This is a genomic window from Pseudomonas sp. Sample_23 (assembly GCF_004307595.1).
Classification (GTDB): domain Bacteria; phylum Pseudomonadota; class Gammaproteobacteria; order Pseudomonadales; family Pseudomonadaceae; genus Aquipseudomonas; species Aquipseudomonas atacamensis.
This window is the reverse complement of sequence record NZ_RCNX01000023.1, coordinates 1-14531: the sequence shown is the minus strand read 5'-3', so window position 1 is coordinate 14531 and position 14531 is coordinate 1. Positions and strand designations below refer to the sequence as shown.

General features: G+C 62.9%; 11 protein-coding genes. 7 read left to right on the top strand and 4 right to left on the bottom strand.

Translation table 11 applies throughout. The annotated features are described in order from the left end of the window. Nucleotides 1-111: 111 nt before the first annotated feature. Both cueA and cueR read left to right on the top strand, forming a co-directional pair. Nucleotides 112-2505: a copper resistance metal-translocating P1-type ATPase CueA gene (cueA, locus tag D8U82_RS05175; RefSeq protein WP_130901781.1), complete on the top strand. Its 2394-nt coding sequence runs from the start codon at nucleotides 112-114 to the stop codon at nucleotides 2503-2505. Next, nucleotides 2502-2915, top strand: coding sequence for a Cu(I)-responsive transcriptional regulator (gene cueR, locus D8U82_RS05170; RefSeq protein WP_016771827.1), 414 nt, complete (start codon nucleotides 2502-2504; stop codon nucleotides 2913-2915). Before cueA ends, cueR begins: the two co-directional genes overlap by 4 nt. On the opposite strand, the gene D8U82_RS05165 is transcribed toward cueR, so the two are convergent. The 3 genes from D8U82_RS05165 to D8U82_RS05155 form a co-directional block, all read right to left on the bottom strand. Further along, the gene (locus tag D8U82_RS05165) at nucleotides 2869-4077 is read right to left on the bottom strand and encodes an MFS transporter (RefSeq protein WP_130887056.1); all 1209 of its coding nucleotides are present in this window, start codon (nucleotides 4075-4077) and stop codon (nucleotides 2869-2871) included. The genes cueR and D8U82_RS05165 overlap by 47 nt on opposite strands. Nucleotides 4078-4505: 428 nt before the next feature. Continuing rightward, the gene (locus tag D8U82_RS05160) at nucleotides 4506-5402 is read right to left on the bottom strand and encodes a PA4780 family RIO1-like protein kinase (RefSeq protein WP_016771829.1); all 897 of its coding nucleotides are present in this window, start codon (nucleotides 5400-5402) and stop codon (nucleotides 4506-4508) included. Between the two features lie 429 nt (nucleotides 5403-5831). After that, the gene (locus D8U82_RS05155; protein WP_130901780.1) at nucleotides 5832-7109 is read right to left on the bottom strand and encodes an acetyl-CoA C-acetyltransferase; all 1278 of its coding nucleotides are present in this window, start codon (nucleotides 7107-7109) and stop codon (nucleotides 5832-5834) included. Between the two features lie 257 nt (nucleotides 7110-7366). Here D8U82_RS05155 and D8U82_RS05145 point away from each other — a divergent pair, with 257 nt between their 5' ends. From D8U82_RS05145 to D8U82_RS05125, 5 genes are all read left to right on the top strand, one after another. Continuing rightward, a complete protein-coding gene (locus D8U82_RS05145) occupies nucleotides 7367-8719 on the top strand; it encodes a 3-oxoacyl-ACP reductase (RefSeq protein ID WP_130901779.1) in 1353 nt (450 codons plus the stop codon). A gap of 2 nt (nucleotides 8720-8721) precedes the next feature. Further along, the gene (locus D8U82_RS05140) at nucleotides 8722-9576 is read left to right on the top strand and encodes a MaoC/PaaZ C-terminal domain-containing protein (protein WP_130901778.1); all 855 of its coding nucleotides are present in this window, start codon (nucleotides 8722-8724) and stop codon (nucleotides 9574-9576) included. Between the two features lie 303 nt (nucleotides 9577-9879). Continuing rightward, complete coding sequence (locus D8U82_RS05135) at nucleotides 9880-11463, top strand: collagen-like triple helix repeat-containing protein (RefSeq protein ID WP_130901777.1); 1584 nt, start codon at nucleotides 9880-9882, stop codon at nucleotides 11461-11463. Nucleotides 11464-11597: 134 nt separating this feature from the next. Further along, nucleotides 11598-13268 carry a POTRA domain-containing protein gene (locus D8U82_RS05130; protein WP_110603761.1) on the top strand — a complete coding sequence of 557 codons (1671 nt, stop codon included), beginning with the start codon at nucleotides 11598-11600 and terminating at the stop codon, nucleotides 13266-13268. Between the two features lie 519 nt (nucleotides 13269-13787). Continuing rightward, nucleotides 13788-14150, top strand: a complete 363-nt coding sequence (locus tag D8U82_RS05125) for a DUF6124 family protein (RefSeq protein ID WP_041479635.1) — start codon at nucleotides 13788-13790, stop codon at nucleotides 14148-14150. Here the strand turns inward: D8U82_RS05125 and D8U82_RS28265 are convergent. Continuing rightward, the coding region (locus D8U82_RS28265) for a hypothetical protein (RefSeq protein WP_206663322.1) at nucleotides 14116-14531 on the bottom strand (416 nt) is incomplete at its 5' end. The two genes, D8U82_RS05125 and D8U82_RS28265, sit on opposite strands and share 35 nt — an antisense overlap.

Below are 14531 nucleotides of genomic sequence, written 5' to 3'. Positions count from 1 at the left end.
AGGCATTCCCACGCGAAGCGTGGGAACGATCAACATCTTGCGGAATGGTGCTTGACCTTGCCCGCATGGCAAGGTTGATCCTGTAGACATCCACTACAGGGAGCGCGACCGATGTCCGAATCCACCACTTTCGATCTGCCGATTGCCGGCATGACCTGCGCCAGTTGCGCCGGGCGTGTCGAGCGGGCGCTGCGCAAGGTCAGCGGCGCCAGTGCCGTCAGCGTCAACCTCGCCACCGAACAGGCCCGGGTACAGGCGCCCGGCGACAGCCTGCCGGCGCTGATGCAAGCCGTGGAGCGCGCCGGTTACAGCGTGCCCCGGCAAACCGTCGAATTGAGCATCGACGGCATGACCTGCGCGTCCTGCGTCGGTCGCGTCGAACGCGCCCTGAACAAAGTCCCAGGCGTGAGCAGCGTCAGTGTCAATCTGGCCAATGAACGTGCGCACATCGAATTGCTCGGCCAGGTCGATACGCAAACTCTGCTCGACGCGGTGAGCAAGGCCGGTTACTCGGCCAGCGTCTGGCAAGCCGAACGGCCACAGTCCGATGACCAGCAAAAACGCCTGCACCGCGAGCGCTGGGCATTGATCTGTGCGATCGCCCTCGCTCTGCCGCTGGTGTTGCCGATGTTGCTGCAGCCGTTCGGCATTCACTGGATGCTCCCGGCCTGGGCGCAATTCGCCCTCGCCACTCCCGTGCAATTCATCTTCGGCGCACGCTTTTATGTGGCGGCGTGGAAAGCCGTGCGCGCCGGCGCCGGCAACATGGACCTGCTCGTCGCCCTCGGCACCAGCGCCGGTTATGGCCTGAGTGTCTATGAATGGGCCAGCGCCGCCGGACGCATGCCGCATCTGTATTTCGAGGCCTCGGCAGTGGTCATCGCTTTGGTATTGCTCGGCAAATATCTCGAAAGCCGCGCCAAACGTCAGACCGCCAGCGCCATCCGCGCCCTCGAAGCGTTGCGGCCGGAGCGCGCGATTCAAGTCATCGACGGGCGTGAGCAGGACGTTGCGATCAGCGCCCTGCGCCTCGACGATCTGGTGCTGGTCAAACCCGGCGAACGCTTCCCGGTGGATGGCGAAGTCGTCGAAGGCCAGAGCCACGCCGACGAAGCGCTGATCAGCGGCGAAAGCCTGCCAGTGCCGAAACAACCGGGCGACAAGGTCACCGGCGGCGCGATCAATGGCGAAGGTCGTTTGCTGGTGCGCACCCAGGCGCTCGGCGCGGAAACCGTGCTGGCGCGGATCATTCGTCTGGTCGAAGACGCGCAAGCAGCGAAAGCGCCGATCCAGAAACTGGTGGACAAGGTCAGCCAGATTTTCGTGCCGACCGTATTGCTGATCGCCCTGGCCACGCTGATCGGCTGGTGGCTGCACGGCGCCCCGCTGGAAACGGCGGTGATCAATGCCGTCGCCGTGCTGGTGATCGCCTGCCCGTGCGCCCTCGGCCTCGCCACTCCGACGGCGATCATGGCCGGCACCGGCGTCGCTGCGCGTCATGGAATTCTGATCAAGGACGCCGAAGCGCTGGAGCGCGCCCATGAAGTCAGCAGTGTGGTGTTCGACAAGACCGGCACGCTGACCTCGGGCACGCCGCGTATCGCGCACTTCAGCGCGGTCGATGGTGACGAAAATAATCTGCTGACCTTGGCCGGTGCGTTGCAGCGCGGCAGCGAGCATCCTTTGGCCAAAGCGGTGCTGGATGCAGCCGCTGAACGCGGCTTGAACGTGCCCGATGTCAGCGACAGCCAGGCGCTGACCGGGCGCGGCATCGCCGGCACGCTGGATGGCCGGCGCCTGGCGCTGGGCAATCGGCGGATGCTCGACGAAAGCGCCTTGAGTGCCGGTGAATTGAGCACATCCGCCGAAGCGTGGGAACGCGAAGGCCGCACATTGTCGTGGCTGATTGAGCAAAGTCCTCAGCCGAAGGTGCTGGGTCTGTTCGCCTTCGGTGACACGCTGAAACCCGGCGCTCTGCAAGCGGTGCAACAACTCGCCGCGCGGGATATCCAGAGCCACCTGCTGACCGGCGACAATCGCGGCAGCGCACGGGTGGTGGCCGAGGCTCTGGGCATCCGCAGTGTTCACGCCGAAGTGCTGCCGGCCGACAAAGCCGCGACCGTCGCCGAGCTGAAGAAAACCGGCGTAGTCGCCATGGTCGGCGATGGCATCAACGACGCCCCGGCCCTCGCCGCTGCCGACATCGGCATCGCCATGGGTGGCGGCACCGACGTCGCCATGCACGCGGCCGGCATCACCTTGATGCGCGGCGATCCGCGACTGGTGCCGGCGGCGCTGGAGATCAGCCGCAAGACCTACGCAAAGATTCGCCAGAACCTGTTCTGGGCCTTTGTCTACAACCTGATCGGCATTCCGCTGGCGGTATTCGGTTTCCTCAATCCGGTGCTGGCCGGCGCGGCGATGGCGCTGTCGAGCGTCAGCGTGGTGAGCAATGCGCTACTGTTGAAAACCTGGAAACCCAAGAACCTGGAGGAACACCGATGAACATCGGCCAAGCGGCCCGACAAAGTGGCCTGAGTGCAAAAATGATTCGTTATTACGAATCGATCGGCCTGCTCAAAGCGGCCAATCGCACCGACAGCGGTTACCGCGTGTACGGCAGCGATGACCTGCACACGCTGGCGTTTATCAAGCGCTCGCGGGATCTGGGCTTTTCTCTGGAGGAGGTCGGCAAGCTGCTGACCCTCTGGCAGGATCGCCAGCGTGCCAGCGCTGATGTGAAAGCACTGGCGCGCCAGCACATCGACGAGCTGAACCAGAAGATCCGCGAGCTCGGCGAGTTGCGTGACACCCTGCAGGATCTGGTCGAACATTGCAGCGGCGACCATCGCCCGGACTGCCCGATCCTCAAGGAACTGGCGTCGGGCTGCTGCGCGCAACCCGCCCGCGCCTGATCCGCAACAGCGTCACCACGCCCAAGCTGCCGAGGGGAATGCCGTGGAACAGCATGACCACGGCCCCCGGCGTCCACCACGCGTAGAACGGCGCGGCAACCAGCATGCCGATGCCGAAACCGCTCATCTGCAGCAAGGTCAGCACACTGAAAATCGGCAGGCGCAACGCCGCAGGTTCCCGTTGCAGCCGTGACATCAGGCTGACTTCGGAAACCCCGTCGCCAAGTCCGGCCGGCAAGGCGAACAGCAGCAGACCGTAGAGGCTGTGCTGCTGGAACATCAGAATGAACCCGCAGGACATCAGCGCCACACCGCAGAAAAATCGTCTTTCAAGGTGGCTGTTCTCCGAGCCCTTGAGGTGACTGGCGATGCGTGCGCCGAGCAGTTTGCCGCTGGCCCATACCGCAAGCGCCAGGCCCAAGGTCGTACTCGCCGCCTCCGGCGTCAGCAGTTTCGAAATGATCGGGAAGCCGACGTTATGCGCGGCACTGCCCAAGGTGTCGGCCATGGTCACCGCGAGCATGGCCGCGACCACAGGCGCCGAACGCAGGCCCTGCCGCAGCGCAAACCATTCACCGCGTTGCGGCTGTTCGCTGACATCGGTTTTTTCGAAACGCAGCGGCACGATCAGCAGCGCGGCGAGCAAATAGGTCAGCGCGTTGAGGGCGAAGACCGTTTCAAAACCGAAAGCAGCCACCAGCAACCCCGACACCAGACTGCCGCCAACCATCGCCGCAGAAGAAGCTGAAGTGATCCAGGCATTGGCCTTGAGCAATTGCGCCGGCGCGATCAAACGCGGCAACTGGCTGTTGAGGCCGATGGCGAACATCGAATTGCCCAAGCCGAGGCCGAAGGCAATCAACGGCAACAGCCATGCCTGCTGACTCGCCGGTGTGATCAACAGCAGCCCCAGCAGTGCAGCACGCAACAGATCGAACGCAATCAGCGGCGCGCGGCCCTGCCAGCGTCGGTAGAAGCGTGTGCCGATCAGACTGGCGAAGATTCCGCCACCGACACGGCTGGCAAGGAAAATGCCGACGCTCATGGCGCTGTTGCTCAGCAGGTAGACGTAGGTGGCCAGCGCGACCATGTTGAGGAAAGCGCCGAAATCGGAGATCAGCCGGGCGGTTACGATCAGGTGGGTGTTGCGTGGGGTGGTCACATTCAGTCCTTGAGTGTGGTTGGAGCGCTGGACAGTAGACGCGAATAAGCCAAGATCCGAAAGCCCCCTCACCCTAGCCCTCTCCCAAAGGGAGAGGGGACCGATTGGGGGATATTTGGGAGATACACCGACCTGAACGTTTTTCTTTGAATCCATAATCGACTCGGTTTTTTCAGGTCGATGTATGGCTAAAGACACCTCGGTCGGCCCCCTCTCCCTCCGGGAGAGGGACCGATTGGGGGATATTTGGGAAATACACCGACCTGAACGTTTTTCTTTGAATCCGTAATCGACTCGGTTTTTTCAGGTCGATGTATGGCTCAAGACACCTCGGTCGGCCCCCTCTCCCTCCGGGAGAGGGCTGGGGTGAGGGTGCTTTTTGACTCAAACAAAAAACCCGGCCGAAGCCGGGCTTTTTCATCACGCGATCACTGCATCCACGGCGGTGGAGGCGGTTCTTCGGGTTTGCCTTTCGGCGCGTCGTCCGCCGCGCGAATGGCCTGCTTGCGTTCCTCGTCGAGGCGCGCCGCTTCGATTTCGCGCAGCACCCCGCCGACATCGGCCAGGTCCTCCGGATCGTCGAACTCGCCGGTCAGCACACTGTTCGGGTGCAAGGTGCCGGCTTCGTACAACGCCCACATTTCCTTGGCATATTTGGTCTTCTTCAATTCCGGCGCGAAACGGCCGAAGTACGAAGCCATGTTGCCAACGTCACGCTCGAGCATGCTGAACGCGTGGTTGTTACCCGCAGCGTCGACTGCCTGGGGCAGGTCAATGATGACCGGGCCGGTCGGGGTCAGCAGCACGTTGAACTCGGAGAGGTCACCGTGCACCAGACCGGTACACAACATCAGCACGATCTGCGAAATCAGGAACGCGTGATACTCGCGCGCCTGATCCGGCTCCAGTACCACGTCGTTCAGCCGTGGCGCGGCGTCGCCGAATTCGTCGGCCACCAGCTCCATCAACAGCACGCCGTCGAGGAAGTCATAGGGTTTGGGCACTCGCACACCGGCGCCGGCCAGACGGAAAAGCGCCGCCACTTCAGCGTTCTGCCAGGCGTCTTCGGTCTCTTTGCGACCGAACTTGGACCCCTTCGCCATGGCCCGCGCCTGACGGCTGTTACGAACCTTGCGGCCTTCCTGATACTCGGCTGCCTGGCGGAAACTGCGTTTATTCGCCTCCTTGTAGACCTTGGCGCAACGTAACTGATTGCCGCAGCGCACTACATAAACAGCTGCCTCTTTGCCACTCATCAGTGGGCGCAGCACTTCGTCGACCAGACCGTCCTCGATCAGGGGTTCAATGCGTTTTGGAGTCTTCATCAGCTTTTATTGTGGGTCCTTTATTACCAAACACGCGAATGTCACTCGTTATACGGCAATCCTCGCCCGACGGGGAGGGGTTGCCGACCTGTGAACCTTGAGGATGCACACACTGTGCCGGATCAATCGCAGCGACCCGGGCGAATCATAGCCGAGACCGTGGCATTGATTGGTATCGGCCGGCAAGGGCATTTGCGACAGAATCTGACATGGTCGGTGAACTTCTGTTTCCCTCACCCCAGCCCTCTCCCAGAGGGAGAGGGGGCCGACTGCGGTGTCTCCCGTAATACATCGACCTGAGAGACCGCAGCGCTTCTGGTTTGAATCGCAGCTTTGGATTCGGTGGAGGGCGCTCAGGTCGGCGTCGATTTCAAGCATCCCCCCATCAGTCCCCTCTCCCTTTGGGAGAGGGTTAGGGTGAGGGGCTTTTCAGCGTTCAATGATCGCGGTGACACCCTGCCCGCCCGCCGCACAGATCGAAATCAACCCTCGCCCCTTGCCCGCCGCATCCAGCAGCTTGGCCAGATTCGCCACAATCCGCCCGCCCGTTGCGGCAAACGGGTGCCCCGCCGCCAGCGAACTGCCTTTGACGTTAAGCCGACTGCGATCAATCGAACCCAGCGGTGCGTCGAGACCCAGGCGGGTTTGGCAATATTCGGGATCTTCCCAGGCCTTGAGCGTGCACAGCACTTGCGCGGCGAAGGCTTCGTGAATTTCGTAGTAATCAAAATCCTGCAAGGTCAGGCCGTTGCGCGCCAGCAAGCGTGGCACGGCGTACACCGGCGCCATCAGCAGTCCTTCGGCACCGTTGACGAAATCCACTGCCGCCGCTTCGCCGTCGCGCAGATAAGCGAGGATCGGCAAGCCGCGCGCTTTGGCCCATTCCTCACTTCCCAGCAACACCACCGACGCGCCATCGGTGAGCGGCGTGGAATTGCCGGCCGTCAGCGTGCCCTTGGCGCTTTTCTCGAAGGCCGGTTTCAGCGTGGCGAGTTTTTCCAGGGTCAGGTCCGGGCGCAGATTGTTGTCGCGGGTCAGGCCGAGGAACGGCGTCATCAGATCGTTGTGCCAGCCTTCGCTGTAGGAAGCGGCGAGTTTGTGGTGGCTTTCGAGGGCCAGTTGATCCTGTTCTGCGCGGGGAATATTCCAGGTCTGCGCCATCAGCTCACAGTGCTCGCCCATGGACAGGCCGGTGCGTGGCTCGCCGTTGCGCGGTAATTCGGGAATCAGATGCCGGGGGCGCAACTGCAAAAGGGTTTTCAGTTTGTCACCGGTGCTCTTGGCGCGGTTGGCCTGTAGAAGAATCCTGCGCAGGCCTTCGCTGACGCTGATCGGCGCATCGGAAGTGGTGTCGACGCCGCCGGCGATGCCGCAGTCGATCTGGCCGAGGGCGATTTTGTTGGCCACCAGCAGCGCCGCTTCCAGACCGGTGCCGCAGGCTTGCTGAATGTCATAGGCCGGTGTCGTCGGAGACAAGCGCGAGCCGAGCACGCACTCGCGGGTCAGGTTCATATCCCGTGACAATTTAAGCACCGCGCCCGCCACCACTTCGCCGATGCGCTGGCCATGCAGGTTGTAGCGTTCGATCAGACCTTCCAGCGCTGCGGTGAGCATCGCCTGATTGCTGGCCGTGGCGTACGGCCCGTTGGAGCGGGCGAAAGGGATGCGGTTACCGCCGATGATCGCGACGCGGCGCAGCTGGGTCATGAAAAGCTCCTGTTCCAAATGGTCGAAATTTACCCAATCCCTGTGGGAGCGAGCCTGCTCGCGAAGAGGTCGGCACATTCAGCCTCTTCAGCGCCTGATACAGCGCCTTCGCGAGCAGGCTCGCTCCCACATGAACCGCATTTATCTGCAAGACCTGCTAAACCTGAGTGTTCAAGCGTAGGCCTTATTGCGCCGATCGAACGATTGATTGCCGTGGACAGTCCACACTTTGAACCCCAACTTCTGGAGAGCGTTCCATGTCTGACCGCTATATCGACTTCGCCAACTCATCCTTCGGCCATCGTCTGGTCGGGGCCTTGGGCCTGCCGTCGCCGGTGCGGCTGGAGCGCTGGCAGGCGGGGCGTCTGCGGCCGATCGAGGGCGCCCTGTTGATCGGTGGCGGGCCGCTGGCCGAACGGATCGGCGTGTTTGCCAACCGCTTGACCGATGCAATCTACAGCTACGGCACCGAGCCCTCGCTGGCCACCGCGTGGATCCCCGGCCACGGGCCGAAAATCAAAGCGGTGGTGTTCGACGCCAGCGCTCTGCAACACACCGACCAGCTCAAGCAGTTGCGCGAATTCTTCCAGCCCTTGATGAAGAACCTCGACCATAGCGCGCACCTGGTGATTCTCGGCCGTGCTCCGGAAAGCCTGGGTGATCCGTTCGCCTCCAGCGCGCAGCGAGCACTTGAAGGTTTTTCGCGTTCGCTGGCCAAGGAGCTGCGCAGCGGTGGTACGTTGCAGTTGATCTACGTCGGCGAAGGTGCCGAAGATCAACTGGAAGGCCCGCTGCGATTTTTCCTCTCGCCGAAAAGTGCATTCGTTTCCGGCCAGGTGATTCGCCTGACCGCGTGCGCCACACAGGTGACTGACTGGACCCGCCCGCTGGCCGGGCGCAAGGCGTTGGTCACCGGTGCTGCACGCGGCATCGGCGCGTCGATTGCCGAAACCCTGGCGCGTGATGGCGCCGAGGTGATTCTGCTCGACGTACCGCCGGCCAAAACCGATCTCGAAGCCCTCGCCGCGCGCCTCGGCGGCCGGGCGATCACTCTCGATATCTGCGCCGATGACGCCGCCGCGCAATTGATTGAGCTGCTGCCCGACGGCCTCGACATCCTCGTGCACAACGCTGGCATCACTCGTGACAAAACCTTGGCCAACATGACCCCGGAATTCTGGGACGCGGTGCTGGCCGTCAACCTCAACGCGCCGCAAGTGCTGACCAAGGCGCTGCTCGACAGCGGCACCCTGCGCGACAACGCACGGGTGGTCCTGCTCGCCTCGATCAGCGGCATCGCCGGCAATCGCGGGCAAACCAACTACGCGGCGAGCAAGGCTGGCCTGATCGGTCTGGCCCAGGCATGGGCGCCGACGCTGCTGGAACGTGGCATCAGCATCAACGCCGTGGCTCCCGGTTTCATCGAAACGCAAATGACCGCGCACATCCCGTTCGGCCTGCGCGAGGCCGGGCGGCGCATGAGTTCGCTGGGCCAGGGCGGCTTGCCGCAAGACGTCGCCGAAGCCGTGGCGTGGCTGGCGCAACCGGGCACGGGCGCGTTCACCGGGCAGGCGTTGCGGGTCTGTGGGCAAAGCGTTTTGGGGGCTTGAGCATGAGCATCGAATGGCACACGCTGGATCGCGAACCGAGTCTGCCGGGGCTTTATTCGCGCGCAGCGACGCGACGCAAAATCACCGGTACGCAACTGCCCGACAGCGGCCTGCGCTGCTGGGTCGATATCGACGGCAAACGACTGGCGGCCTATCGCAAAGTCTGCGGCTTCGTCGATGACGGCCTGCTGCCGCCGACCTATCCACACATCCTCGCCTTCGCCTTGCAGATGCAATTGCTCACGGCCAGGGATTTTCCGTTCCCGCTGCTGGGGCTGATTCACCTGAGCAACCGCATCCGCGTGCTGCGGCCGATGGGCGCGATCAGTCGCGCGCAAGTCAGCGTGCGCGTGCACAACCTGCAACCACATGCCAAGGGCGCGACGTTCGATCTGTTGACCACCCTCGACGATCAGCTCGGGCCGCTGTGGGAAGCCGAAAGCCGGATGCTCTGTCGCGGGGTAAAACTCGAGGGCGAGGCGCTGGCACAAGACTGGCAGCCGTCACAGGATTTGCTCGAACTGACGCGCTGGACTGCGCCGGCCGATATCGGTCGCCAGTATGCGAAAGTCTCCGGCGACTACAACCCGATTCACCTCAGTGCGGCGAGCGCCAAACTGTTCGGGTTTCCCACCGCGATCGCGCACGGACTTTGGAACAAGGCGCGCACACTGGCGGCACTCTCCGATCACCTGCCCAAAGCCAACCTGGAAATCGCCGTGCACTTTCGCAAACCGGTGCGCCTGCCCAGCGAAGTGACTTTGCTGGCCAGTGCCGCGGGTTCCAGCGGTGAGTTGCGCTTGATCGGCGCCGGCGACCTGGAACATATGGTCGGTCAGTGGCAACCGATCGCCTGATCTGGCGGGGCGGAAAAACCCGTTAATTGTGTATATATCACTTAAGTTTTTCCGCGCCCTGCCCGCCGCTTTGCAAAAAACCGAGCCTTGAATTTCAAGGCTTTTTTTTGCCCGTTTATTACCGGGGTATTAGTCCTTCGGCATAGCGCCGAGCCCTCTATATAAAGGGGTTAATACCAACTTGAGAATGGTGAAAAACCTGCCCTCCACTGAGATTACAGCCACGGACGAGGCATCGCCGACGACAGATCGGCGGGCCATCGAAGGCAACGTAACGTTGTGACAGGTGCAGGAATCTCAATCATGAAAACTCAAGTGATGTGGTCCAAATCGGCAATCGCGCTGGCACTGATTCTTTCGGTCGGCCTCGTCGGATGCAGCAGCGGCGGTGGCGGTCATCGCAGCAGTTCGGGCAGCTCGACGGCGGACGGTACGGCGGGCACCGATGGCAGCGGTGGAGCGGGCGGCGGAACCGGCGGCGATACTGCCGGCACTGGTGGCACCGGCGGCACTGGCGGCACTGGCGGCGGAACCGGTGGCACTGGCGGTACCGGCGGTGGCACCGATCCGACCAACCCAACCAATCCGACAGACCCGACCGATCCCACCAACCCGACCAATCCCGCTGCACCTTCGCTGGTGACCACAACACTTGTTCAGGATGTCGGCAAAACCGTCAGCGGTGTCGGCGATGGCGTCGGCCAGATCGGCGATTCACTGAGTACTGTTCCGGTCGCTGGCGGCATCGTCCAAAGCGTGGCCAACACCACCGGCAACGTGGTCAGCACCTTGGGCGATGGCGTCACTGATGGCATCGGCAAACTGGCCACTGACCCCAATGGCCTGACCACCACCGTCGCCTCGGTTGGCGGCGTGGTTTCCGATGTTGGCGACGGCGTGTCGGACCTCAGCGTCAAACTCAACACCGCGACCGGTAGCGTTCCCGTCGTTGGCGGTGTAGTCACCCGCGTGGCGCCGCTGGTTGATGGCATCGGTGAAAAAGTCACCATGCTTGGCGACACCCTCAACACCTCACTGACCAGCGGCCCGACCAGCCAGTTGACCAACAAGGTCGGCAGCGGCCTGGTGCCGGTGATCGCCATGGTCGAAAGCACCACTGACAAACTCGGCGATGCCACCGGTCTGGGTGATCCGCTCAAAGGGGTGATCTCGAAAGTGGGCGGCACGGTGAACAGCCTTGGCGGCAAAGTCACCGACGCAGGCAGCGGCAATGCCCTGACCAACACCCTTGGCGGCGCGCTGAGCAACACCGGCACGGCGGTCGGCAAAGCGGGCGGCCTGGTGTCCAATGGCACTGGCTCGGGTACTGGCGGCATCGGTGGCATCGGTGGCGGGCTGGGCGGCACCGGTCTGCTGCAAACCGTGGGCGGCGCCGTGGTCAACGTCGGCAGCGGTCTGAATGCCGGCAGCACCGGCGGCGTGGTCAGTGCCGGCGGCGTCACCGCTGGCGGGCTGGGCACCACGATTGCGTCGATCAACACCGTACTTGGCGGCTCGGGCACACCGATCACTGCAACCACGTCGCCGCTGGCCAGTGTCGGCGCCGCAGTCGGTGCGGGCCTCAATCCGGTCACCAGCGCGGTCACCACTGTCACTCAACAAGTCGGCGCCGCTACCGGTCTTGGCACTCCGGTCGCTGGTCTTACAAATCAGGTGGGCGCCGCCGTCGGCAATCTCGGCGGAGCGATTGCCGCCACCAACAACCCGGTCACCACTGCTGTCGGCGGTCTGGTTACCAACGTCGGCGGCACCGTGGCAGCGGTCGGTGGCCTGGTCAACAGCGGCACTGCCACTGGCGGCACAACTGGCGGTCTGGGCGGGGTACTCGGCGGCCTGACCGGCGCGCTGGGCGGCAACAAACGCTAAATTGCACCTGGCCGATTCGACGGCCTTACCTACAGCGCCTACGCTTGGTTGAGGGCGGAAGATTCCCACGAGTCTTCCGCCTTTTTTCTACGGAAAAACTTGCCCTGTGCTGTGTTCTGACCATGGAGTGTCCTATGCGCGTACTGGCATCCCTGCTGTGCCTGAGCCTCAGTTCCGCTGCCCTCGCCGACACCTTGCCCAGCTTTCTCAACAGCAACGAAACCATCCGCAACCTCCCCGTACCCAACCTGCCCGCCGACGCCTATCGGCCGAGCGCGGCGCCGCTGCAAGTGCCGGACCCGGGTGCGACCGCCGCACAGCCACTGCTGATGGAAACCAAGGTCAACCTGAAGACCGTGCAGATCGAAGGCGGCACGATCTACCCGCTCAACGAACTCGCGGAAATCTACAAGCCCCTGATCGGCCGTCAGGCCAGCCTTGCCGAACTGATCGAAGCCACGCGCAACATCACCCGCCGCTATCAGCAGGACGGCTATCTGTTGTCCTACGCGTTCCTGCCGCAACAGAACTTCGATGATGGCGTGGCCCGCGTGGTACTGGTCGAGGGCTACGTGCGCGATATCCAGATGCAGGGCGACATCGGCCGGGTCAAAAGTCTGCTCGACAAACTCGCCGCGAAAATCCAGGCCGAACGCCCGCTGACGCGCAAAACCTTCGAGCGCTACACCACGCTGATGAGCCGCATTCCCGGCGTGACGATTCAAGCGCAAGTGCCACCGCCGGGCACCACCGATGGCGCGACCACCCTGGTTGCCCAGGCCAGTCGCAAACCGTTCACCAGCACCCTGAGCACCACCGAAGACAACCGCAACGGCCCGCAGGCGTTGCTCGGTGTTAGCAGCAATTCGCAGACTTCGATGGGCGAACAGTTGAGCCTCAGCGGCCTGTTCCCACCGGGCGACGACAAAGAGCATTACTACCGTCTCGACTACAGCCAGTTCCTCGATACCGAGGGCACGCAACTCAACGTCTCGGCCTCGCGTTACCGCGCCGACCCGGACACCGAAGTGCTGGTGGGCGGTGGCGGACGCCTGAGTACTCACCGCGAGAACGATCGCTACTCGATCGGCTTCAGCACGCCCCTGATCGCCTCCGCCAACGAACTGCTGACCGCCGGCTCGCGCCTGTATGCGGTCGACGACAAGACGCGCTACGACGGCATCAACTTTCCCTTCAGCACCGAACTGCGCACCGACGTCCGCGCCCTGGCTTTCGAAGGCGACTGGCGCAAGGCCGACGCCCGCCAACTGCGCATCCTCAGTGCCGGCGTCTACCAGGGCTTCGACAGCCTCGGCGCGCACACCAACTACGACGACATAGACCTGGATTTCTTCCGCGTCAGGCTGTCCGGCGTGCAGAGCGACAAGTTCCTCGACAACTGGCAAGGCGTGCTCTCGGCGGCGCTGTACTGGAGCGACGACACCTTGCCCGACAGCGAACGCGCCGTATTCGGCGGGCAGAACTTCGGCCGTGGCTACCCCGACGACCAGGCCTCGGGCGACAAGGGTTGGGGCGTGGCCTACGAGGTCAACTACAGCTTCAACCGCGACGGCAACTGGGTGCGCATCCTGCAACCCTACGTCGTCGTCGACCGCTCGCGCAGCTGGTTCAACCAACTGCCGGTGCAGGCCAACAACCTGTCATCCACCGCGCTCGGACTGAGGTTCGGCGATGCCAAGTACTACAACGTCGCGCTGGAAGTGGCGAAGGCCATGTCCGATGAAGCGCTGGATACGTTGAACCGCAAGCCTCGGTACAGCATCAGTTTCAGTTATCAGTTGTGATGGCCGAGCGGTGTGTCAGTCAGGATTTTTTGACTGACGCACCGCCTTCGCGAGCAGGCTCGCTCCCACAGATTCGGCGGTGTTCACGGTTCCTCAGTACAACCGCCGTCGCTGTGTGAGCGAGCCTGCTCGCGAAAGCGTTCGGCTATTCAACCGATTTATCGCAGCGCTTAAACCAGCCGTTTAAACACACGCCCCGTTACCTCGCAACAGCCCACAAATCCTTGCGCCGTTGCCTACAGCTACGCCAGAATCCGCCGGCTTGTGCGCCTGGGGCGCGGGTTTTATCGTTTGCCTGCCACTGCTCATCAGTGGTCGGGTTTAGCAGCTCGCCGATACCACGTTGCACCAGTTCCATCAGTCTGGAATACATTCCTGTGCTTGATGGCGGCTGTGCGCAGGGCGCCCTCGGGCGCGCCGATTTCGTGGCTCATCGGTCTGCTAACCTGCGTCCAGCTGCCACCCTTATCGTTTAGCAGCGTGAGGTTGCGGCCCTTACTCCACAAGGAGACTGAGCCCGTGAAAAAGATAACGCCCGATCCACCCCTTGCCGATCCGACTTTCGCCGACCCGCTCGTCGAAGCGCAAAAACTCAAGGAAGCCGCCGACCGCGCCATCGATTACTACCTCAACCCCCGCCTCATCAAAGACCCCGCCGCACCGCGCAAACCCAGCACCCTGTTCATCGTCGACCCGGCTGCGGACAACGAAACCCTGTTGGTCCATGCCTGCGAATCACTGGCCTCGGCAAGCATCATGGCCAGCGACCTCGCCGGATTTATCGATGGACCGCAGCGCAGCTCCCTGTTGGGAATACAGCAAGTGATCATGCTGGGCGAACTGGCGGTCAACCGCGTACTGGACAGGCTTGTGCCGGAGTGACAAGAGCAGGATGTTGGTTGCGCAGGTGGTGAGTCAGGCAGAGCGTTGTTGGCTGACTGGCCGCCTTCGCTGGCAAGCCAGCTCCCACAGTTTGATCGGGTGCGTTCAGTGAGAAACAGGTCGGCTGGCATGCCGCCTTCGCGAGCAGGCTCGCTCCCACAGTTTGATCGGGTGCGTTCAGTGAGAAACAGGTCGGCTGGCAGGCCGCCTTCGCGAGCAAGCTCGCTCCCACAGTTTGAATCGAGTACATCAGCGAGAAACAGGTCGGCTGGCATGCCGCCTTCGCGAGCAGGCTCGCTCCCACAGTTTGATCGGGTGCGTTCAGTGAGAAACAGGTCGGCTGGCAGGCCGCCTTCGCGAGCAAGCTCGCTCCCACAGTTT

Excerpts from the sequence above, each read along its gene's own strand:
- cueA (WP_130901781.1), top strand. The coding sequence starts at position 112 with ATGTCCGAATCCACCACTTTCGATCTGCCGATTGCCGGCATGACCTGC.
- cueR (WP_016771827.1), top strand. The coding sequence starts at position 2,502 with ATGAACATCGGCCAAGCGGCCCGACAAAGTGGCCTGAGTGCAAAAATG.
- D8U82_RS05160 (WP_016771829.1), bottom strand. The coding sequence starts at position 5,402 with ATGAAGACTCCAAAACGCATTGAACCCCTGATCGAGGACGGTCTGGTC.
- D8U82_RS05155 (WP_130901780.1), bottom strand. The coding sequence starts at position 7,109 with ATGACCCAGCTGCGCCGCGTCGCGATCATCGGCGGTAACCGCATCCCT.
- D8U82_RS05145 (WP_130901779.1), top strand. The coding sequence starts at position 7,367 with ATGTCTGACCGCTATATCGACTTCGCCAACTCATCCTTCGGCCATCGT.
- D8U82_RS05140 (WP_130901778.1), top strand. The coding sequence starts at position 8,722 with ATGAGCATCGAATGGCACACGCTGGATCGCGAACCGAGTCTGCCGGGG.
- D8U82_RS05135 (WP_130901777.1), top strand. The coding sequence starts at position 9,880 with ATGAAAACTCAAGTGATGTGGTCCAAATCGGCAATCGCGCTGGCACTG.
- D8U82_RS05130 (WP_110603761.1), top strand. The coding sequence starts at position 11,598 with ATGCGCGTACTGGCATCCCTGCTGTGCCTGAGCCTCAGTTCCGCTGCC.